We start from the raw sequence: 22395 nt of genomic DNA, 5'->3' as shown, positions 1-22395 counted from the left end.
GATTCCCCATCCTTAAAAAACTAAACTTAAATAAAAATAGCCTTACCCACCGTAAGGCGGATTATCTGGAATGTTATTGTTCAATATTTCAAAATCAGGTAAAATCCAAGTTGTGTTGTATGATCCTATAGGAACGTTTAACTCAACTCCTCTGGCATCTTGTACTGAATTAAAGGTGTTTGTTCTTTTTAAGTCGAACCAAGCATGCTCTTCTGTATAAAGTTCCCACTTTCTTTCATTAAGAACTGCAGTTCGAAATTCTTCTTGGGTTAAACCAGATAAGTCCGGAACATGAGTGAGATCATTTTCATCATTTCTTGCTCTCGACCTAATTTCATTTATATATGGGTAAGCATTATCAGGGCCATTGATTTCATTTTCTGCTTCGGCAGCGATAAGGTACATTTCAGCAAGTCTTATTATAGGAAATGAGTAATCTGTTTGCGTTGCAGCAGGTGGTAATTCTTGCTCAAGTTTGCTCTCGTCAATAAATTTATTAAAATAAGTTCTTGAAATAAACACGCTTCCTCCGCTAGTAGTAAAGCCGTCTTGAATACCCCATGAACTTCTGCTATCACCATTAGGAAAGCTATTAATGAAATCTGTAGTCGGTAACAATAAAGCTGTTTGGTTTCCTGTAGGGGCAGTTTGATTATGCTTTCCATTGCTTGTTACACCATCTAAATATAAAATCTCCCAAATAGATTCTGAAGTATAAGATGTATTTTTAAATACATCGGCAAAATTATCTAGTAAACTATATGGACCATTTATAACTTCATTGGCCTTATTTAATGCTAATTGATAATTTTGAGTGATACCCATAGGATTACCTGCGGTAGTTAAATATACCCTTGCTAACAAAGCTTTTGCCACATAGGTATTAACTCTACCTTCTTGTTCAGAAGTATTAGGTAGTCCAGATTCAGCATCAATAAGATCCTGTAGGATTAAATCATAAATCTCAGATTGAGATGTTCTATCGATTTGAACGTCATTAACACTTCCTACTGGAGTTGTACGCAAAGGAGCGTCTCCATATAATTGTACCAACTGAAAATATGCATAAGCCCTTAAAAATTTGGTTTCGGCTTCAATACTGTTTTTGTTAGCGACGCTAATAGTCGTATTACCTTCTAAAGAAGCTAATATTTGGTTAGCATTACTAATAACTTGGTATGGTACAGACCAACCTTGTCTTATTGCCCAAAAGTTGTTTCCAGGATTATTTCTCCACATATCAGTTCCTTGTTCGGCAGATTCTGGTTGGTCATAAAAATCGGCAAACAATTCTTTTAGTTCTGTTTGTCTGCCACCAAAAAGGTTGTGGGTAATACCGTAAACACCTTTTATGGCTGCTTCGTAGTCATCTACTGTATTAAAGAAATTATCTGGAGATATAAATGTTTTTGGATCTTCTTCTAAAATATCATCGCATGATGCAATACTAATACTCAATAAAGCGAATATGAGTAAGTTATATATTGTTAATATTCTTAATTTCATTTTTTTAGTTTTTAATTATTAAAAGTCAACTTGAACCCCTAAAGTCACAGATTTTGTTGAAGGGTAAACACCTCTGTCCCATCCATTAACCGGAGCGCGTTCCCATGCCGCTTCAGGATCATAGTGAGAATAGTTGGTAATAGTAATTAAGTTTTGACCACTTGCATATAGTCTAATATGCTCTATTCCGATTTTGTCCGTTATGTTTTTTGGTAGTGTATAACCGAGTTTGATATCTCTAAATTTAATATAGGAACCGTCTTCTACCCACAAGGTATTTGGTGCCGAAAATGTTATTGTGTTTATGGCATTTGATGATGCTTTTGCATAAGTACCGCCAGACCCCGGTCCTGTCCATCTATTTTCCCAAGCTTCTCTAGTAACATTCCAGTTGCCAGTAAGCGCTGTATAGTATTTGGAAAATTCATTAACAATATCGTTTCCAACAGACCCCACCACTAGTATAGAAAGATCAAAGTTTTTATAAGAAAAATTGTTGTTTATACCAAAAGTAAAGTCAGGTTGTAAATTGGTCAATATCTTTCTGTCGTCACTATTTACAATACCATTTCCGTCTAAATCTCTATATCTGTAATCTCCAGCTGTTTTACTGGGCTCTCCGTTTTGGACTGCTTCGGCATCTGTTTCGTAGATACCTTCAATTTCAAAACCGTATAATTGCTGTCCGGCTTCTCCTAAAAACAGAGGGAACCAGTTTCCGCCAGAGCCAGGAGCGTCAATTCGTTCAATTGGGTTACCTAGACCATCATTCCCTAGGCTTTTAACTTTATTACGGTTAAAATTCATATTTAAGCTGGTATCCCATTTAAAATCTCCAACGAAGTTTTTAGTTGCAAGTTCAAATTCAAAACCTTTGTTTCCCATTTCTCCAACATTTCTAACTGAGGATGTAAAACCAGATGATGTAGGTAAAATAGCATTGAATAGTAAGTCTTCGGTATTTTTAACGTAATAGTCTGCTGTAAAATTAATTCTATTGTTTAGTAAACCTAAATCTATCCCTATGTTACTGGCTGTTGTGGTTTCCCATTTTAAATCTGCATTTTCAAACGCACTTAATACAAAACCAACATTTTGACCGTCTCCAAAAATTGGTGTGGTGTTTTGTAAACGAGCAAGTGTTTGATAAGAGCTAATGGCTTGATTTCCGGATTTACCTATACTAAATCTTAATTTTAAATTACTAATGTTTTCCGAACTGCTTAAAAAGTCCTCATTAGAAATTTTCCACGCCAAAGCTGCAGAAGGGAAAAAAGCATATTTGTTATTGTTACCAAATTTAGACGAGCCATCATATCTACCCGTAAAAGTTGCCAAGTATTTATCATTGTAGCTATAGTTTGCTCTTGCTAAATATGAGATGAGGCTAAAGTCTTCATAGCTGGTTGTTGGATTGCTAATTGTATTTGCTGATTGAAGAACATTGTTTTCGAATACATCTGTTAAAAAGCCTGAAGCACTGGCAGATAAGCCATCAGATTTATCTTTTTGATATGTTATACCGGCTAAAGCACCAATTGAATGTTTGTTAAACTGTTTCGTATAGTTTAATATGTTTTCATTTATAAAACTCAAGTTCTTGCTAAATGATTTTGATGCTTGACCATCTGATGGACCTGTACTAATGATTCCTATAGGCCTATAAGTGTTTGTAGTGGTATTCAATGAATTTATACCCAAACTCGTTTTAAAACTTAACCCGTCTGTTATTTGGTATGTTAAATCTATATTTCCAAGTATTCTGGTATTTAGTCTTTGATACTTGTCGTTTTCAGAAAAACCTACAGGATTGGTACCGCCCCATGGCACTCCGGAAAATACCGAATAGTTTCCATCATCTTCTAGAATTGGAGATGTTGGTGGCATTACTAGAGTTGTAAACGGAATGGCGCCAAAACCGTCAGCACGGTCATCAAAAGTTTGGTTGAATTCAGACCAAGCAATAACAAGATTATTTCTTAATGAAAGCTTTTCAGTTATTTTTACGTCGCCGTTTACTCGGATACTGTACCTATCAAATCCCGAGTTTTTAATTATACCTTCTTGGTCTAGATAGTTTAAAGAAGTATAATATTTTACGTTTTCGTTACCTCCGGATAATGATATTTGGTGATTTTGCATCATGGCATTTCTGTATACCAGATCTTGCCAATCGTTGTTAGGTATATTAGCCAGATCGCTGGTATTGAACACTGGAGGATTGCCTTCTTCGGCAGCTATAGTATTAGCCATCTCAATATAAGAGTCTCTATCTAGCAGATCGATTTTTTTCCTAAGGCTTTGTGTTCCATAGAAACCATGGTACGACGTTTTTATTTTGTTATTAGAACCTCGTTTTGTAGTTATTAATATAACACCATTTGCTCCTCTAGACCCATAAATTGCAGTTGAAGATGCATCTTTTAGTATTTCCATAGATTTAATATCTTCAGGATTTAAATCTGACCCCAATTCATCTAAAGGAAAGCCATCTACAACATATAGCGGGTTATTACCCCCACTAATGGAATTACTTCCCCGTATACGAATAACAACATTTTGCCCGGGTTGTCCAGAAGCTTGATTAACATTAACACCTGCTACTCTACCTTGTAAAGCTCTAGAAACACTAGATACAGGTACTTGAGTGATTTCACCCTCAGAAACAGAGGATACTGCACCCGTAAGATCTGATTTTCTTACTGATCCATATCCAATAACAACTATTTCTCCTAGATCGGCAGCATCTTCTTTTAAGTTGATTGTTAACTTAGATTGATTATTAATCGCTATTTCTTGAGTTAAAAAACCAATATAAGATATTACTAATATGGCCGATCCGTTTGATACATTTATCGAAAAATTACCGTCAAAATCTGTTAGTGTCCCATTAGTTGTACCTTTTTCAATAATATTAGCACCTGTTAGGGCTTGCCCATTATCATCTAAAATACTACCTGAGACTTGAAAGCCTTGTGCTTTTTTATTGTCTACCGGGGGAAGTATTGATGGTGTTGACTTTTCTTTAATAATTATGGTATCATCTTTAGATAACTCAAAATTGACATTACTACCAGAAAAACTTTGGTTTAGTAATTTAGATATTTTTATAGTTCCCTTTTTTAATTGCACTTTAGGTGCATTTGCAAACAAATCTTGAGGGTATAAAAAGCGATACTTTGTTTGGTCTTGAATAATATAAAAGACCTCATCAACCGATACTAGTTTATCTGTATCAATTGTTATTTGTTCTTGAGAAAATGAATTCTCCACATTAAAGCTAAAAACGGTTGTACATAATAAAAGAATAAACGTTTTCATGATTGTTAGTAGTAGCCGTTTTCGAATTAAAGAACGGGCAATAATTAATTTAGTTTTCATAAATTAGCATTGTATTAGTTAGACATTAGTTTAATTATTACTTTATTGGAGAGACGAAGTTGAGTCACCGCAAAATGCTTTAGCTTCGCTCTCTTTTTTCTTTCTTTACTTTTTACTTTAAAATGATTGTTTTGTCGATAATTTCATAACCTTCAATGATTCCGAAATCTTTAATGGTTTTTAATATGTCTTCTATTTTTTGATCTTTGCCCAATACACCATTAAATCCAACCTTCTCAATATCCTTGTTAGCAAAATCGACATCAATATCGTACCAACGGGATAACACTTTCATAATCTCGATAAGTGGTTTTTTACGAAAACTAAAAATGCCATCTTTCCATGATATTTCATTGTATACATTTACTGGGGCAACCGAAATATTATCACTTTGAATATTTAGGATAGATTGCTCACTAGGTTCTAGCGTTTGGCTATAAGTAGATGTATTAATAGAAACGCTTCCTTCTACCAAAGTGGTGTAAATATTTGCTTCGTCGTTATAAGCTTTAATATTGAATTCTGTGCCTAAGACTTCTATAATTTGTGCTTGATTAAGCACTTTGAATTTTGAGCCATTATGTTCTGTACTTGGTGACACATCGAAATAGGCTTCACCATAAACTAATTCTACTTTACGGGTTTCGCCCTTTTTAAAATTCACCGGATATTTTAGTTGAGATTGAGAATTAAGCCAAACTTGTGTACCGTCTGATAATTTGACAAAGAATTGTCCGCCTCTTGGAATGGTGAGATAATTGTATACTAATGCCGCTGAATCTTGGTTTTTTGCTTTATATACGATTTGTTCTCCATTACTGTTTGCATTTTGTGTTTGGTAAATGCTTCCTTTTTCCAATACTACCTCAGAGCCATCTTCTAAGATTAAGGTTGCTTTATTTGTACCTGCTTCTATATTATTGTTTACAATTATAGGAGCAGTTTTTACCGATTTACCAAATATATTATCTCTAAACATATAGGTGGTAGACAATACTCCGATAACTATAGCTGCAGCTACATATTTCCATACAGAAGGCATCTTTTTTGTTGGAGTGCTTTCTTCTTTGCTTACTTCTAATATTTTGTTAAAGATGCGATTGGCAGTTTTTTCCTCTATATCGGGATACTTTTCTAACATGTCATGTATAGCCTCTATAGTTGGAACATCAAATAAATCTTCTGAATTCTGAAAATAAGTTACAATTTGCTTTACCTCTTCTTCATTACATTCGCGTTTAATATATTTTTTGAATAATTCTTTCATTTTGGTCGATTTCATCATTTTTATTATGGCATGTCTATTATTATACCTTTGAGCTTGCTCGAAGTACTATTCGGTTTTAGTAAATATTTTAAAATAAATAATTGAAACTGGCAAAAGGGTAGATTGTGCCTAAGGTTTAAGTAGAAATAAAAACTTTTGTTGAATATAAAAATATAGTAAAATAAAAGTGCTGGGAACTAATATAAAGGTTACAACCAACGTCTGTAGAATAGTAAAAGTACAAGACCAATATCTTTATTTTCTATTAAGAACAAACGAAGTGTTTCTAAAGCTTTACTCATTTGATTTCGTACTGTGTTAGCCGAAATGCCTAATTCGTTTGCAATATCTTCATAACTTTTACCTTCATTTCGAGACATTTCGAAAATTATTCGTCTTTTAGGAGATAACTTATCCAATGCTTCCTGTTTTAATAATTCTAATTCAGATTCACGTATATAAAGTTCCGTTGAGCTGGCAAACTTTTGGCTCTTATAAAAAATTTCTTCTCGCAATTTTCGATTATTTGCGGCTTTCTTTAAAAACTTGATGTTTTGATTTCTAGTAATTGTAAAAAGATAAGACTTGAAGGACATTTCGGGATTTAAAGACGCTCGTTTAATCCACACCTTCAAAAACACATCTTGAACGATTTCTTCTGCATAAACCTTTGAACAAACCATGCTCAAACTAAATTTGTATAAATCGTTACTATACGTATCAAATAGCTTTCGAAAGGCTTTTTTATTTCCCTGCATAAGCTCATTAACCAGTAACGCTTCATTATATGTTTGCTTAAGTGACATTAAATATTCTTTAATGAAATATAAATCTGATTTATGGTATTAACATCCAAAAAATTAAGTAAGAAACGGCTATTTTACAATATATTTTTGAGAATTTCTAATTTAAAGCATCTTTAAATTATTCTGGTTTCTTTATAACTTATCATTATTAAAAATTAATTCAGCTGTACTTATTTAGTGTTTTTAAAACTAATATTTCCGAAATCGTTTTCGTTTTAATCCTTTAATTTATAAAGGTTTTTGAAGCTTATTCTAGCTTAATTTTAGTTTCTTTGGTTTTAACAATTCTATATTATCAATAATAAACTTGTGTTTTTTATTGATTTGAGGACAGTAAAAACTTTAATAATGAAAACGCCATTTTTAGAAATTCCAGAAGCTTATAAAATAAAATCATTATTGCATCAAAAGACCTATTTAGTAAATGGGGAATTAAAAAATTGGGAAGGCGCTACAGCAGAAGTATATTCTACAATATCTTCGACAGCAGACTACAAGCAAACCTTATTAGGAACCATTCCTCAATTAAGTGAAAAAGAAGCTTTAGAAGCTTTAAATTCAGCATCAAAAGCATACGATAAAGGGCAAGGCTTATGGCCAACTATGAAGGTGGTAGATAGAATAGCCTGCATGGAAAAGTTTGTTGAACAAATGAAAACCAAGCGAGAAGAAGTCGTAAAACTTTTAATGTGGGAAATAGGAAAAAATCTTCCAGATTCGGAAAAAGAATTCGATAGAACAGTTGATTATATATACGATACTATCGAAGCTTATAAACAAATTGATAGAGATTCGGCTAAATTTGAAAAGAATGAAGGTGTGTATGCGCACATACGTAGAGGCCCGTTAGGCGTTGTTTTGTGTTTAGGGCCATATAATTATCCGCTAAATGAAACATTCACATTACTTATTCCCGCATTAATTATGGGTAATCCTGTAATTTTTAAACCAGCTAAACTAGGGGTATTATTAATTACACCCTTGTTAGAATTCTTTCAAAATAGTTTCCCAAAAGGTGTTGTAAATGTTATTTATGGGCGTGGTCGTGTATTGGCAACACCAATTATGCAGTCAGGTAAAATAGATGTATTAGCATTAATTGGAAATAGTAAATCTGCAAACGCCATTCAAAATAATCATCCAAAGAAAAATAGATTGCGTTTGGTGTTAGGTTTAGAAGCCAAAAATCCTGCGATAGTTTTACCAGACGCCGATTTGGATTTAGCAGTAAACGAATGTATAGCGGGAACCCTGTCTTTTAATGGACAACGTTGTACTGCTTTAAAAGTATTGTATGTACACGAGTCGATTGTAGATGATTTTAATAAACGCTATTCTGCAAAAGTAGATGCGCTTAAGTTCGGAAACCCGTGGGAACCGGGTGTTAAGTTAACACCACTTCCAGAAGTAGAAAAACCTGCTTATATTCGTGAGTTAATAGACGATGCTCTAGAAAAAGGAGCAAAAATACTGAATGATAAAGGAGGAGAAATTAGCGAGAATTTTATATTTCCGGCAGCTTTATACCCTGTTAATAAAGAGATGCGAATATATAAAGAAGAGCAGTTTGGCCCTCTTGTTCCTATTGTTCCATTTACAGATATTGAAGAACCATTAGATGATATGGCAGCATCTAATTATGGACAACAAGTAAGTTTATTTGGTAAAGATGTAAATACATTATCCCCTCTAATTGATACTTTGGTAAACTTAGTGTGCAGAGTGAATTTAAACAGTTCTTGCCAAAGAGGGCCTGATGTTTATCCGTTTACAGGAAGAAAAGATTCTGCATTTAGTACTTTAAGTGTACATGATGCATTACGATCGTTTTCAATACGAACATTTGTAGCATCAAAAGACAACGATTATAATAACGCTATTTTAAAAGAGTTGCTGGAGAAAAAGACATCCAATTTTATTAGTACAGATTATATTTTATAGATTAAACAAAGCGTTAATGTATACTTCTAGATTTTCGTTTTAATTAAAATCGTAAAAACCTACCAATCATTTGTATATAAGTGCAATATTTTTCAGTGAAAAATACTGCACTTATATATGTTTTTATATACATATATTTGGTTTTAAAATCTTATAAATAAAAAACAAATATGAAAGCAGTAAAACTTTTTGCGTTATCGATTTTTTCATTTACGCTACTAATAGGTTGTGGAGGCAAAGAAGAAAAAAAGAAAGAAGGTTTTTCGTATGAAAAAAAGACAAATAAAACAGAAACTGAAACTAAAACAGATAACAATGTAGCTAGTATTGTCATTTCTGGTGATGATATGATGAAATTTGATAAATCTGAAATTAAGGTAAAAGCAGGTCAAAAAGTAAAAATAACCTTAAGACACAAAGGTAAAATGGCTATTAATATTATGGGACATAATCTTGTTATTTTAAAGCAAGGTGTAAATGTTGCTGCTTTTGGAAATAAGGCGGCCACTTCTAAAGCTACCGACTATATTCCAGCTGATTTTAAGGATGATATTATTGCACATACTAAATTAATTGGTGGTGGACAAACAACCACCATTGAGTTTGATGCTCCAGAACCTGGAACCTACGATTTTTTATGTAGTTTTCCCGGGCATTACGCTATAATGAAAGGTAAATTTATTGTAGAATAATACGTTGTATTTTACGAAATAAAAACAATAGTTAAACTAAACTTATTGTAGTTTAACCTACTAATGCTTCGCTAAAGTGAAGCAGAAAAAATTTATTTTCTTTTTTTGATAACCAATTCAGCAGATAAATTTCTACTTATACATGGAGAGAAAGACCCGGATAAAGACCTGCTGGATTAAAAAATAGTTGTATTAGAGTATTAAAATTTTGTCATTAATTATAAATTGATATTTTTGCTTAAAATTTATTTAACCCCAAAATTACAAAATCATGCAAAACCTAAAAAAATCAATCGCCTTCCTAATTATTTTAACTTCTTTGGTATCATGCGGTGGAAAAACTAAAAAAGAAAACCTTTCTGAAAATAAAGGTAGCACAGAAACTCCTGTTGAAGAAGCTCCTGCTATAGCCAGCTACGATTTAACAGAAAAAGGTATTCCTACCATTATACAAGCACCAAGTGGCGCTGAAATTAAAAAGGGTATGGGTGGCGCTGAAGTTGATGGAGTAAAAACAACAAGTTTACTTATCTCTAATGGTAAATTTAAATTAGAAGTAAATATGGATAGTGAGGCTTCTGGAATGTCTTTGGAAGAACTAGTTGCATATTATAAAGAAGTAAGTGAGGAAGATGAAGGTTTCGAAATAGTTAAAGAAGAGGCTAATGGTTTTATTTATAAAACAGCTATTGGAGGAGATGTAGATTACTTTGTTGATTATATTAAAATGAATGACAAAGGAGAATCTATTGAAATGAACTCTGGTTTTAGTATGAGTGAATATTCTTTAGAAGAAGCAGAAAAAATATTTGAAGCAGCTAAAACAGCTACTTGGAAATAGTATTATATATTTTTTAGTTATTCAAGCTAAGAAATAATAACGAGACACTATTCCACAAAGTGTTTAAGTTAAAATATTAAGGGTTTGACTTTCCGATAGCCATCGAGATTAAAGTTGAACCCTTTTTTTATATCATATATAGTTGAAAATTGGTATAGACTATTTTTTAATGGCTTCCCTGAGCACCAAAAAAAGTTGATTTTATAACAGATTCATCAGTTGGGAGTGAAAATTTATTTTTTATATATTATTAATCTTTCCATAGCTTTTGGGCTGTAACAAGATTTAAATTCTAATTGATATCATAAATGATACTTCGGTTACATAGATTACCGAAGTATAATTTATTTCAGTGAAAAATACTGCACTATAATATTGGTTTTTGTATATATATTTGGTTTTTATTTAAATCATTGACGATTTATTCAGGTTAAAATATAATCTGGGTGCTTTTATACATATCTAAATAAACTTTTAATGGAAAAGCTAAAATTAACATTAGGACTTCTTACAATTATGATTCTTTTTTCTTGTAAAGAAAAACAATACGCGGATAAAATTTACGAGAAACCGGAAATAGTAAGAGAAGCACCTTCAAAATTTCTTTCACCAGAAGAAAGTATGAAAACCTTTTATTTGCCAGAAGGCTATAAGGTAGAGTTGGTGGCCAGTGAACCAATGGTTGATGAACCTGTAGCAATAGCTTGGGATGGAGATGGTAGAATGTATGTAGCAGAAATGAATACATACATGCAAGATGTTGATGGTACTGGGACAAATCGATCTATTAGTAAAATAAAACTATTAGAAGATTTAGATGGCGATGGCAAAATGGATAAGAGTACTGTTTTTATAGATAGTTTGTTACTTCCAAGAATGATTTTACCATTGGAGAATGAATTAATTGTAAATGAAACTTTTTCGTATGATTTATGGAGTTATAAGGATACAGATAATGATGGAGTAGCCGATAAAAAAGAACGTGTATACCATAATAAAAATCGAAGAGGGGGTAACTTAGAACATCAACAAAGTGGGTTGCTTTGGAATTTAGATAATTGGGTATATACTACATATAACCCGGCAAGATTCAAATTCAAAAAAAATAAGGTTATTGTTGATACCCTTGAAAATATGACTAGAGGGCAATGGGGTTTAACACAAGACGATATGGGTATTATGTATTACTCGACTGCTGGAGCCGAGAACCCTGCTTATGGATTTCAACAGCATGCCGTTTATGGTGCTTACGACCCACCAGGGAGGTTAGCAGAAGGTTTTATGGAACCATGGCCAATAGTTGGAACACCAGATGTTCAAGGTGGACCTAAACGATTACGTGAAGATAATACACTTAACTACTTTACTGGGGTAGCGGGACAAGAGCTTTTTCGCGGACATAAATTACCGCCATCAATGTATGGTGATTTATTTATTCCAGAACCTGTTGGTAGACTTATAAGAAGAGCCAAAGTTAAAAATGAAAACGGTAAAAAAGTGCTTTATAATGCCTATGATAAAACAGAGTTTATGGCTTCTACCGATTTAAATTTTAGACCAGTACAAGCTAAGACCGGACCAGATGGCACATTGTATATTGTAGACATGTACCGTGGTATCATTCAAGAAAGTAACTGGACTAGAGAAGGAAGTGCTATAAGACCTGTTATTATTCGTAAAGAACTAGATAAAAATATAGGTAAAGGTAGAATTTACAGAATAGTACATGAAGATATTAAACCAGATAAGCGTCCTAATATGCTTGGTAAATCAGCTTCAGAGTTATTAGAATACTTGGGGCATCCAAATGGTTGGTATCGTAATACAGCTCAAAAACTAATTATCTTAAAAGAAGATGAGTCTGTGATTGAAGATCTTAAAGATATTGCAAGAGATAATGAATCGTTTTTCGGAGGACTTTTTAATGCCGATAAAGATTTTGGTTTACAAAGAATACATGCGCTTTATACATTAGAAGGTTTAGATGCGTTAGATAAAACCTTAGTTAATGAAAAATTAAAAGATGAAGATACTCGCGTAAAAGTTATAGCCATTCGGTTATGCGATTCATATTTAAAATCAGGAGACACATCGTTGTTATCATCATTAGAAGAATTATCTAAAAGTGATGATATAGAAGTTGTAAATCAAATAGCACTAAGTTTACGTAATAGTAAAGATAAAAAAGCCACCGAAATACTTGATTTTATAGGTGAAAAGTTTAATGAAAATGAAATAATTGCGCATTCTGTAAAAGAAAGTTTAAAGAAAGATGACTCAAGATTAGCCCAGTTAAAAGAGCAATTTTCAGATAAATCTATAAATGATAGAAAAAGAATTTTAGATGGCTACGATATATATAATCAATTATGTATAACATGTCATGGAGCCGATATGCAAGGCGCTAAAAGTGAAGATGGATTACTAATTGCACCTACTTTAATTGGTAGCCCTAGAGTTTTAGGAAATAAAAACACGTTAAATAAAATTTTACTTAATGGTCTTATTGGGCCAATAGACGGAAAAGAATACGGTATTATGTTACCATTAAAAGATAATGGAGATCAGTGGCTTTCAGATGTACTAAGCTATGTTAGGGCTATTAACGGAGCAAGTTTGATTAGTAAAAAAGATGTACGCAATACAAGAGCTGCAACCAAAGACCGTGAAGATTATTGGACGTTAGAAGAACTTGAAAAAGAAGAAAAAACCAAGAATAGATAATATTTACTTATATTGATACATATTTAAACATTCATCATTGACCCCAAATCTTTTAAGATGAAAAAAAATCTATTAATAGCGCTATTTTTCAATATCGTTGCATTTTTAAATGCTCAAGACTGGAAACTGTCCGATGGATATTTTATTCCTGCAAAAATGCCAATGCATTTGGTGTATCCTCAGCCTGATAATATTACGCAAACCCACTCACGCCATAGATGGGCACATTCAAACATGGAATATGAAATACCTATAGGAGTTCAAGGTGGTGCGTGGCCTTTTAAGTACGAAATTGTTCAAGGGCCGACAGGAGCCACTATTGGCGAAATTTATGGAAGCGAAAACTATGGTAATATTAGTTGGTTGGCACCTAATTCTGGTGTGTATCATTTTGAAATTAAAATTACAGACCAAGAGTATAATACAGTTACTGCCGAATGGGATGTAACAATAGACGATAGTAAATTTGTTTTTATACAGGATGGGTATACCGGAACAAAAGTTGGGACCATTTCGCAACCTCTTGAAGATATAGAAGATTGGTATAAAAATGACAGGAATGATGCGACTTACCATAATAAAATTATTGTTTTTAGAGCGGGTAACTATCTTGTAAAAGGCGATTCTAGTGCCAATGATAATTTGCGTCTTGATGCAAATACAAAAACACCTTCTCTTATTGGCTACCCTGATGAAATACCTGTATTAGATTGTTCTAGTGCAAAAATTTTTACAGATAACGGAAGCCTAAAGGATGTTTTTGTAGCTGGCATAAAATGGATTGATGGTAGGCAAGATGTAAATAACGCCCATTTTTGGTGGGCAACAGGTGATGTGTCACGTTCTACTTGGTGGAAAAATCATTTTCACAATTTAGGACCAGGTATAGTAGGGACTGATAATACGTTGGCTGTTTTTGTAAGTGCTACAGGGAGTTACAAAGAGAATATACTCTATAAAGAAAATAATCATACAGAGATTCATAACCAAGGAAATAATGGAGGCTTCTTTGAAGCGTATTGGAGTGATTATGTTTTAGTAGAACAAAATATAGCTAGCGATAGTGGGGTTGCTTCTGGATGGTTTTTAAAAGGAACCCGATCCTTTACTACCGTAAGAGCTAATGTCGCAATAAATAATGTTAGTGGTTGTTTAATCAAAGTTGGATATGGTGCCGAAGTTGGTTCATCTGCTCCACATGACCATGAGGTTTGTTATAATCATATAAAAGTCTCAGAGACCCAGGGAAATAGTGAGCTATTTCTTTTTGCATCAAGTAATTATTATGAAAATACTACTTATAACTCGTATGTTTATAGAAATACTTTTGTAGGCGGGAGCTCGTGGATAAGATTTAAAGGAAATGAAAACTATACAATTGATGGAAATGTTATTATAAGTGGACTACAATCACGTTGGAATACTACAATAATGACGACAGGCATATCTGATTTAACAGGGAGTATTAATGATGATATAGTTGATGATAACGGTCTGTTAACAGGTGATTTTCGAACAGACCATTTGGGTATACGAGGCCATGAAATCTTAATGAATACAAATTTACATGTAGACGATAATGACGACGAATTTAAGACTAGTATATCGATATATCCCAATCCTTTTTTAGAAAATATTTCAATTGATTTAGGTAAGTCTTTTGCAACCGCCCATATAAAAGTCCATGGTATTGATGGTAAGCTAATAAAAGAAGATAATTTTAAAGAAATAAGCGTTATTCCTTTAACGATAAATGCAGCAGCAGGGATCTATTTTATTACAATCAATACAAAAAGTAAAGCAGCCACTTTTAAAATTGTAAAAAGGTAATTATCGTGATTTCGATGTACTTAAGGTGACAAGCATTAACTTTAGTGCTTTTACCAATTTTAAATCAAAATGAGGTCAGTTTAACTTTTACAAATCCATTTTTGCAATAGCATTAAAAACGTTTTACTTTACAATCAATTTTGTTCTCATAGTATAAGCATGTCCTGGGAATGTACATACTATCCAATATTCTCCGGGTTCGTTTGGCGAAGTAAAATAAATAGTTTCATTACTTTCTGGTCCTACGATTCCTGAATGAAATAAAACCAAATCTGAAAAAGGAACATAGCTTAAATCAGGACCATCAAGTCCCAAATTAAGAGCCATTTCACCAACTTTTAACGGCGTTTTTTCTCCCGGTTTTGTTATAACAATGTTGTGCAGCATGTCATCATTGTTATTTAAAGTTAATTGAATTTTGCTATTTCTATTAATAGTAACTTCTTCAACATCATATTTTAAACCGGGAACAGTACCAATAACTAATTTTTCATCAGCACCTTTTTCTCCCCACGAAGCTGGCATAGTATTTACGCGCTTAGGTTGGTCTACAACTTTTCCAGATGTTTTTGGTAAATCCATTTGATGCGATTTTAACTCACCACCGGGAACTTCATTTAAAGTATAATATCCTGTATTATGTAGCAACAATTCACCAGAAGTAGACTTTAAAGTAGGTATTTCAATTTGATGAATATACCCCAATCGCATACCATGAATTGTTAACCTTACAGTTAAGCCATCTTCTGAAACATCAGCTTTATGAACCATAGCATTTTGCTGGTCAATAATAGGACTGCCATATTTTTTATGATATTTATAAGTGAATGTTGAGAGCTTATAAGTTGATAAATCTCTCGCCATTTTTTTATTTACCGGTTTAGTAAACTCGAGTATAAAACCATCATTTTGAACTTTCATGGTTTTAATTTCAAAAGGCGTTTTACCAGTCCAAACCAAGCGTTGTAATCCAAACTCTTTTTTTCCTGTTGAAGCCCAACCCCTACTAGTCATACCAACAAACATGTTATTATCACTTCCCCAAATCATTCTTAAAACCCCTGAAGAAAAACCTTCAACAAAAGGGAAGGCAGCGCCTTGGTAAACGCCGTTTATTTTTTCCATATAAACACGCATAATTTTACTATGCCCTTGGTCTCCTATAAACTGTTGACCTTCAAAAGGGCCAAATTTTCCCTGAGTAGTATCATAAAGAATATCTGATGTAGAAATACCCAAAATAGTATGCGGAAACCATATAGCAGGTGCTTTTAATTCAGGTATTTTTTGAGCATATTCATAAAGAGTAAACCCCGAATTATCTTTAATATCTTCAGGCTTTAGCTTTAGAGGCGATTTTGGATCGTCTGTCCATTTTAAGCCTTCAGGGCTTCCCGCAAAATCACCTTTTTCTAAATGAGTCATTCTTCCAGAACCTACCCAATCGCCTTGATTCTCGGTATAAAATATATCACCTTCATTATTTACACTGAAACCAGCAGGCGAGCGTAAACCTGTTGCTATAGGTGTCATTTCTCCTTCAGGTGTGATTTTTAATAACCAACCTCGCCATTTTACTAAGCTTGCACCATAACCAATCCAAGATAGGTTTAAGGTTACCAGCATGTCATCGTTATCTAAAATCTTTGGCCCATAAGAATAATCGTGATAGTTCCCAGATAGTGGCCATGAATAAATTGTTTTATATAAATCGGCAACCCCATCATTGTTTTTATCTTCTAGACGCGTAAGCTCACCTCTTTGCGATAAATAAAATCCATTATCCTTATAAGCAAGACCTAATGCTTCATGTAAACCATGAGCATATCTATTATAAATAGGTGTTTTGCTATTTGGTTTATCAATAAGCCATACTTCACCTCTACGTGTAGAAACACCTAGTTTATCATCATCGGTTAATGCTAATCCACCTACTTCTAATATTACATCTTTTGGAATGGGGACATCTACAATTTTATAGTATTTAGCTTCTTTTTTTATGATTGACGATTTTGATTGACTAAAACTTAATTGACCAATACAAAAGAAAACTACTAAGGCTGTTAATGTTATTGTTTTTTGCATGATTATTTGTTTTAGCTTACCAGATAATGTCATAATTAATTGTTGATTCGCCTTTAGGTATTTTTACCAATAATTCATCTTTACCATGACTATGCCTAATTAAGGGTTTTAAATTTTTATTACCAGAAAAATCTATATAGTAACTTTCATTATTAATAATATAGGTGTTATTTGGCAATGCTTTAATACTGCTTCCACCGGCAATTTTATGCCAAATAGGAGTTTGAGAATTTATACTAATAATTCTGTTTAAACCTCTCTTTTCATCTTTAGAAGCTATAAGGATATTAGAAATTTCGGCATCATTTATTTTAAAGGAAAACTTAGGAATTTGTTTGTCGTCAAACTCGTAACCTAATGATTTAAAGCTTAAGTCTTCATTTAAATGCTTGGGCCATTCGTCATTTTTATTTTCTAGATAAGCAAAATCTAAGTCGCCATGAGAAGCAATTGTAAATCCGATAGGTTCGCCTGTTTGGTGTTGGCCTCTAGAGTGCCACATTTGGGTTGTTCTTAAAAACGCACCATTCCAAACTTGTAACAAAGACCCAGTTGCCAGATCTAATGTGTAGTTTAAATGTTCTGTTAAACCAACCGAAATGCAATGAGTGCGCTTTTCGCCTTTATGTATTATAAAACTACGTTGTGTTATAGGCTGATCTTTAACTTCTAGTGTTATTTCTTTTATAGGTTTTTGTTTTCTCAAATCATCCAAACTTGTTTTTTGAATGGAATAGCGTTGCATGTTAGGGCCTTCTACATATAAATCGAAACCACGGTACCAAGGAAAAGGTTTGTTGTAAAGTAATTTATAAGATACATCCCCTTTTTTCAATGCCACTTTTTTAAAAGCTGTAGTATCCGACCTAAAAAGATTGTTCAGGTTAATAATGGTGTCATTATTTATAATAAGAAAGGTGCCACCGTTAACTTTCATTTCAAAAAGATAATCGCCGGAATCAGGGATGCTTAAAGCGCCCGAATATGTAAGGATGTTTCGTCCATTTCTATCAACACGCATCATTGGCGAAATAGAATCTGTTTTTATTTCACTTATTTTATTAAAGCTATCAATAGTTTTAATAACGGTAATTTCATTGGGATTATCATAAGTTTTTAAAGAGGTGCTTTTAATCCCTATAGCTTTACTTTCATATAATTTATACTTCATGTTTTTAAATGCTACAGCACCGTGATCGCCTTGTATCATAAGTGGCCCCATAGCTTTTTCATCATTAAAAGCAGAAGAACGTGTTGGCCCGAATACTTCGATATTTTCATGAAGTAACATGCCGTTTAAAATAACTTTTTCAAACTGAGCATTTTTAATTTTATTCCCTGCATCATCAAATCTTGGAGCGCGAAATAAAATATTAAAATGTTGCCATAACCCCGGAGCTTTGGCTGCGTTTAATTTTGGTGGATGACCTTCGTAGCCTTCTTTACCTTTTTCAGCATCGTTATTCCATCGTTGGTAAATACCTCCAATATCACTGTGTTTTAGGTTTTCAATTCCCCAACTATCAAAGAGTTGAATTTCATAACGCCCCTGAAAATAAATTCCGGAATTTGATTGTAAAGGCATCATAACATCAAATTCTAGTTCGATATCGCCATGTTCAAAACTGGTAAACAGATGCTCTTTTGTTTCTTTTTGCGGTGTGTTTAGTAAAACACCTGTACCTTCAGAAGCACTAAAAGCTTGTTTTTTTGTTCTATTGGCAACCACATCGCCAACAATATTCCAATTTTTTGAAACAGGCTTAAAAGCATTCATATCAGTGAGATCTAATGCAGTAAATGGTAGTGCTTCAATTTGTTTTTTCTTTTCTTCTGGAAATGTATTAACTAGTTTTTTGTCTTTAGTACAGGATACAGTGAAATAGATTATCAGTATGGTTGTTAAAAATGATAAATATTTCATAAGATTTTTATTATTTTAAAAACTATAATTCATCTGTAACAAAGCTCTTCTTCGCAACACAGGAACCACAATAAAACTAGCGTCAGGGTTAGCAGCAATAAATTCGGGAGTAGCACCATTGGCATTAGCACCAAAACTATTGGCTCCAAAAAAGTTGGCTAAACCTTCAGAATTAAAAAGATTGGTTACCAAAATATTTGCCGATAGGTGTTTGGTAACTTTATAACCGGTTCCCAGATTAAAAATGCTGTAAGCAGGAAGTTCAAATCCGTTAGCGACATTACCAAAACGTTTCCCCATAAATTGCCATTTAAAAAAGGCCGATAATTTACCTTTCTCATATTCGGTACTAAAATTAAACATAAGTTTTGGGTTAAAAGGTAAGATATTACCCGAATAGTCTACTATATTGTCATCGGCAGTGTCTACAGAGCCTGCGGCATCATAAATATTCCATGTTGTTGCTTTCGGGTCTTGAACGATTCCGTTAAAACGGAATAAAAAGTTTTGAAATGGCGTATATACACTTTCCCATTCTAGACCGATAGTTCTTGATGTATTAAACAGGATAGGTGTATAAAAGATGCTGTTATCATCAGAATCAAACTCAAAATTAGCAATTCCAATATCTTTAAGTTGACTCAAAAACACAGTGCTTGTAAACGAAAAGTCTTTAAAATTACATTTAGCCCCTGTTTCTATCTGCGTTATTTTTTGAACCTCACCTTTTTTGTTTATTGGAACATTAGAGAAATTATCGAAATAATAATTTAATTCGGGGGCTTTATTGCCTTGGGACAGTCTTGCAAAAATGGCGGCATTGTCATTTATATTATAATTGATGCCTCCGGAAAATGATAAATAATTATAGGTATAGTTGAAATTATCTTTCTCTCCAGTTGGTACTGAAATACTATTATCGTAAGCAGTATTACTGTCGCCATCAAGTCCGCCATCTTGTGTAAACGGAGCATAACGATCTTTACTTCCTTTATGGTTTATAGATTCGTAGCGCAAGCCCAAATCTAAATATACATTATTAGATATTTTCCATTTATCGTTAGCAAAAGTGGATAGTTGGCTTACTTTGGCTTCAGAATTAACAAACCACAAACCACCATAATTACTAACTCCATTTTCATCAGATAAAGCAATTACTGGCTCCCCGGGATTTTCAAGTGTTACTTGAAGCATTCTTGGGTTAGGCTCGTAGGTTATAAAAGCAAAACTAGCTTGTGTGAATAAAGATGTGTTAGAAAACCCTAAATCAAAACCAGCAGTTATATCATGATTTTCTAATTGCTTTCTTAGAGAAAAATGATTCATCCATTCATCCGCTTTACTTTCTTTGTACCAGGTAGAAGTTCCCATAATAGCATCATTAGGTAATGTACTACTTGTTAGGTATTCTATAGGATCTCCAGCTAAGATTCCTGCATTATTTATACGCGCCAATTCTGAACCGGATTGAGCATCACGAAAAACAACTTGACCTATAGGAAATTCGGCGCCGCTTATAAAATAAGCTAATGGATTATTTAAAGATACAAAGGCATTACTTATTGAAGTTTGCCAGTTGGCGTCTTTAACAGAAAACTTACTATTGTTTCTTATGGTCCAGTTATTACCGATGTCTTGATTAAAATCAAATCCAAAAGCATAATCTTTGGCATGCACACCCTGAGTCGGGTTAAAATTATTGGCTGAATCCAGATTTCTTCCATCAGGAATGCTTGCATTAAAACTTGGCATTAATAACGACGTTGTATTAAAATCTTGACCAAATGCAGGCGTTGGATTATCCCAATTTGTTGCTGCAACACCTGTATAGCGATTGGTTTTGTCATTTAAAAGTTTTCCGTAGAATTTTAAATACCCTTTATCATGTTTTTTAATGACATTAAATTTAAATTGTCCGCCCTTACTAAATGTGAAATCATTATCGCGAGCACCATCATCGAGCCTGTAATGTCCACCAGCATTAAAAAACCAGTTATTTCCCATGGGAGCACCAATATTGGCATCGATTTTAGATAAATAATTTTTGTTGCCTTGAATGCCAGTGGACAATCGTATATCGCCTCCAAAGTTATTTCGAATACCATGTGAAATAAAATTGTAAATCCCGCCGGGAGCATTAAATGTTGCAATTGATGAACTTCCGCCTCTTAAAGCTTCTACTTTTTCGGTGGTTAAATCTAAACGATGAAAAAGATCTGGGCCGTAGTATGAATATTGAACAAGGCTAACAGGAAGCCCGTCCTCTTGCAAAGAAACATAGTACCAACCTGTATCGTCTTCTGCAGAAGCTGAAACACCTCGCGTATATACTTTTGTAAATACTTCGCCGGCCGAAGCATCTGTAAATGTGCCGGGAATTTCTTGAAGCAAACTTGCTGTACCTTGTGGATAAGCTTGTTTAATTGCTTTAGAATTAAGGATGCTTACCGATGTATTGGACTCTAATTGAACTCTAGGGTCGAATGAGCCGGTAACAACTACAGTTTGAAGATTTAATAAATCATTTTCTAAAACAAAAGAAAGTGATATGTCTTTTTCCTGTATTGAAATATTTTGATTAATTGATTTGTAACCTAAATGAGAAATGAAAATAGTATCATGTCCATTTGAAACATGTTCTATTATAAAAAGGCCCTCATTATTTGTTATGGCATTAAGATTGGAATGTGTTAGTGTAATGTTTACGTTTTCTAATGGTTTGCCATGGCTATCTTTTATGCTTCCAGAAATTCTGTTTTGAGAAAATGCGGAACTTGTGATAAGGCTTGTCGCGATAAGAAAAAAAGGTGTTAAAAATCTATTCATTATTGTTGTTTCTTGATAGGGGGAGAATTTAAAATTGATGAAATACGGATGTAAAGATGCAAAATTAATAACTGATTTTTGTGTATAATCATTCACTGAAAAAAAACAAACAAAAAGTTTCTTAAAAAGAGTTTTGAAAGAAATAAGCGTATTCGTTTTTTAGCTTATGCTATTCCTGAATCCTCTTAGGTTTTTTTAATTGATAAATAACACCTACAGCAGCAATTAAAAGTCCGATAAATTCTCTTGTACCTTCTAAGTATGGTTTTTCGTAAACCATTGCTCCAAAAATCTCTTCTTTGTTTTCGGTATGTAAGTAATCAATAAAAAGAGAAAAATGGAATGCCGAAAAGGCAAGTAGCCCAGTAATTGTTATAATTAAAATTGATTTTGGAATTGTTTTAAAATTTGCGATTAAACAAATTAAAGCGACAAAGAAATATATTGAAAACCACAAAATACTATCAGGATCATTTAACTGGATAACTGCAAAAAGAGTGAAAGTGATAAATAAAATATAGTTGACGATTTTTTTTGTCATGATTTGGTATATTTAATTTATTTAAATAAAA

The 22395-nt window shown here is 33.1% G+C and carries 13 protein-coding genes; 5 read left to right on the top strand and 8 right to left on the bottom strand.

The window, feature by feature from the left end; translation table 11 throughout:
- Positions 1-42: 42 nt before the first annotated feature.
- The 4 genes from Q4Q35_RS21370 to Q4Q35_RS21355 form a co-directional block, all read right to left on the bottom strand.
- Entirely contained in the window at positions 43-1506 is a 1464-nt protein-coding gene (locus Q4Q35_RS21370; protein WP_303280098.1) for a RagB/SusD family nutrient uptake outer membrane protein, read from the bottom strand.
- Positions 1507-1524: 18 nt separating this feature from the next.
- A complete protein-coding gene (locus Q4Q35_RS21365) occupies positions 1525-4887 on the bottom strand; it encodes a SusC/RagA family TonB-linked outer membrane protein (RefSeq protein ID WP_303280097.1) in 3363 nt (1120 codons plus the stop codon).
- 112 nt (positions 4888-4999) lie between these two features.
- Complete coding sequence (locus Q4Q35_RS21360; RefSeq protein ID WP_303280096.1) at positions 5000-6154, bottom strand: FecR family protein; 1155 nt, start codon at positions 6152-6154, stop codon at positions 5000-5002.
- Between the two features lie 209 nt (positions 6155-6363).
- A complete protein-coding gene (locus Q4Q35_RS21355; protein ID WP_303280095.1) occupies positions 6364-6960 on the bottom strand; it encodes an RNA polymerase sigma factor in 597 nt (198 codons plus the stop codon).
- 348 nt (positions 6961-7308) lie between these two features.
- On the opposite strand from Q4Q35_RS21355, the gene Q4Q35_RS21350 reads away from it, so the two are divergent.
- The 5 genes from Q4Q35_RS21350 to Q4Q35_RS21330 all read left to right on the top strand — a co-directional run bounded on the left by Q4Q35_RS21350 (position 7309) and on the right by Q4Q35_RS21330 (position 14988).
- A complete protein-coding gene (locus tag Q4Q35_RS21350) occupies positions 7309-8901 on the top strand; it encodes an NADP-dependent glyceraldehyde-3-phosphate dehydrogenase (protein WP_303280094.1) in 1593 nt (530 codons plus the stop codon).
- 170 nt (positions 8902-9071) lie between these two features.
- The gene (locus Q4Q35_RS21345) at positions 9072-9593 is read left to right on the top strand and encodes a plastocyanin/azurin family copper-binding protein (RefSeq protein ID WP_303280093.1); all 522 of its coding nucleotides are present in this window, start codon (positions 9072-9074) and stop codon (positions 9591-9593) included.
- A gap of 271 nt (positions 9594-9864) precedes the next feature.
- Positions 9865-10434 carry a hypothetical protein gene (locus tag Q4Q35_RS21340; protein WP_303280092.1) on the top strand — a complete coding sequence of 190 codons (570 nt, stop codon included), beginning with the start codon at positions 9865-9867 and terminating at the stop codon, positions 10432-10434.
- 477 nt (positions 10435-10911) lie between these two features.
- Entirely contained in the window at positions 10912-13158 is a 2247-nt protein-coding gene (locus tag Q4Q35_RS21335; protein ID WP_303280091.1) for a DUF7133 domain-containing protein, read from the top strand.
- Between the two features lie 57 nt (positions 13159-13215).
- Positions 13216-14988 (top strand): T9SS type A sorting domain-containing protein, encoded by a 1773-nt coding sequence (locus Q4Q35_RS21330; RefSeq protein WP_303280090.1) that lies wholly within the window; start codon positions 13216-13218, stop codon positions 14986-14988.
- A 123-nt stretch (positions 14989-15111) separates the two neighbouring features.
- Here the strand turns inward: Q4Q35_RS21330 and Q4Q35_RS21325 are convergent, their stop codons facing one another.
- From Q4Q35_RS21325 to Q4Q35_RS21310, 4 genes are all read right to left on the bottom strand, one after another.
- Complete coding sequence (locus Q4Q35_RS21325) at positions 15112-17073, bottom strand: sulfocyanin-like copper-binding protein (RefSeq protein WP_303280089.1); 1962 nt, start codon at positions 17071-17073, stop codon at positions 15112-15114.
- Between the two features lie 16 nt (positions 17074-17089).
- Positions 17090-18997, bottom strand: a complete 1908-nt coding sequence (locus tag Q4Q35_RS21320) for a 3-keto-disaccharide hydrolase (protein WP_303280088.1) — start codon at positions 18995-18997, stop codon at positions 17090-17092.
- A gap of 15 nt (positions 18998-19012) precedes the next feature.
- Positions 19013-21823 (bottom strand): TonB-dependent receptor, encoded by a 2811-nt coding sequence (locus Q4Q35_RS21315; protein WP_303280087.1) that lies wholly within the window; start codon positions 21821-21823, stop codon positions 19013-19015.
- A gap of 169 nt (positions 21824-21992) precedes the next feature.
- Positions 21993-22364 carry a transmembrane 220 family protein gene (locus Q4Q35_RS21310; RefSeq protein ID WP_303280086.1) on the bottom strand — a complete coding sequence of 124 codons (372 nt, stop codon included), beginning with the start codon at positions 22362-22364 and terminating at the stop codon, positions 21993-21995.
- Positions 22365-22395: the final 31 nt, after the last annotated feature.

This window comes from Flavivirga aquimarina (assembly GCF_030540835.1).
GTDB lineage: Bacteria > Bacteroidota > Bacteroidia > Flavobacteriales > Flavobacteriaceae > Flavivirga > Flavivirga aquimarina.
Note: the sequence above shows the minus strand (reverse complement) of the source record. Positions and strands in the feature narration are given on the sequence as shown.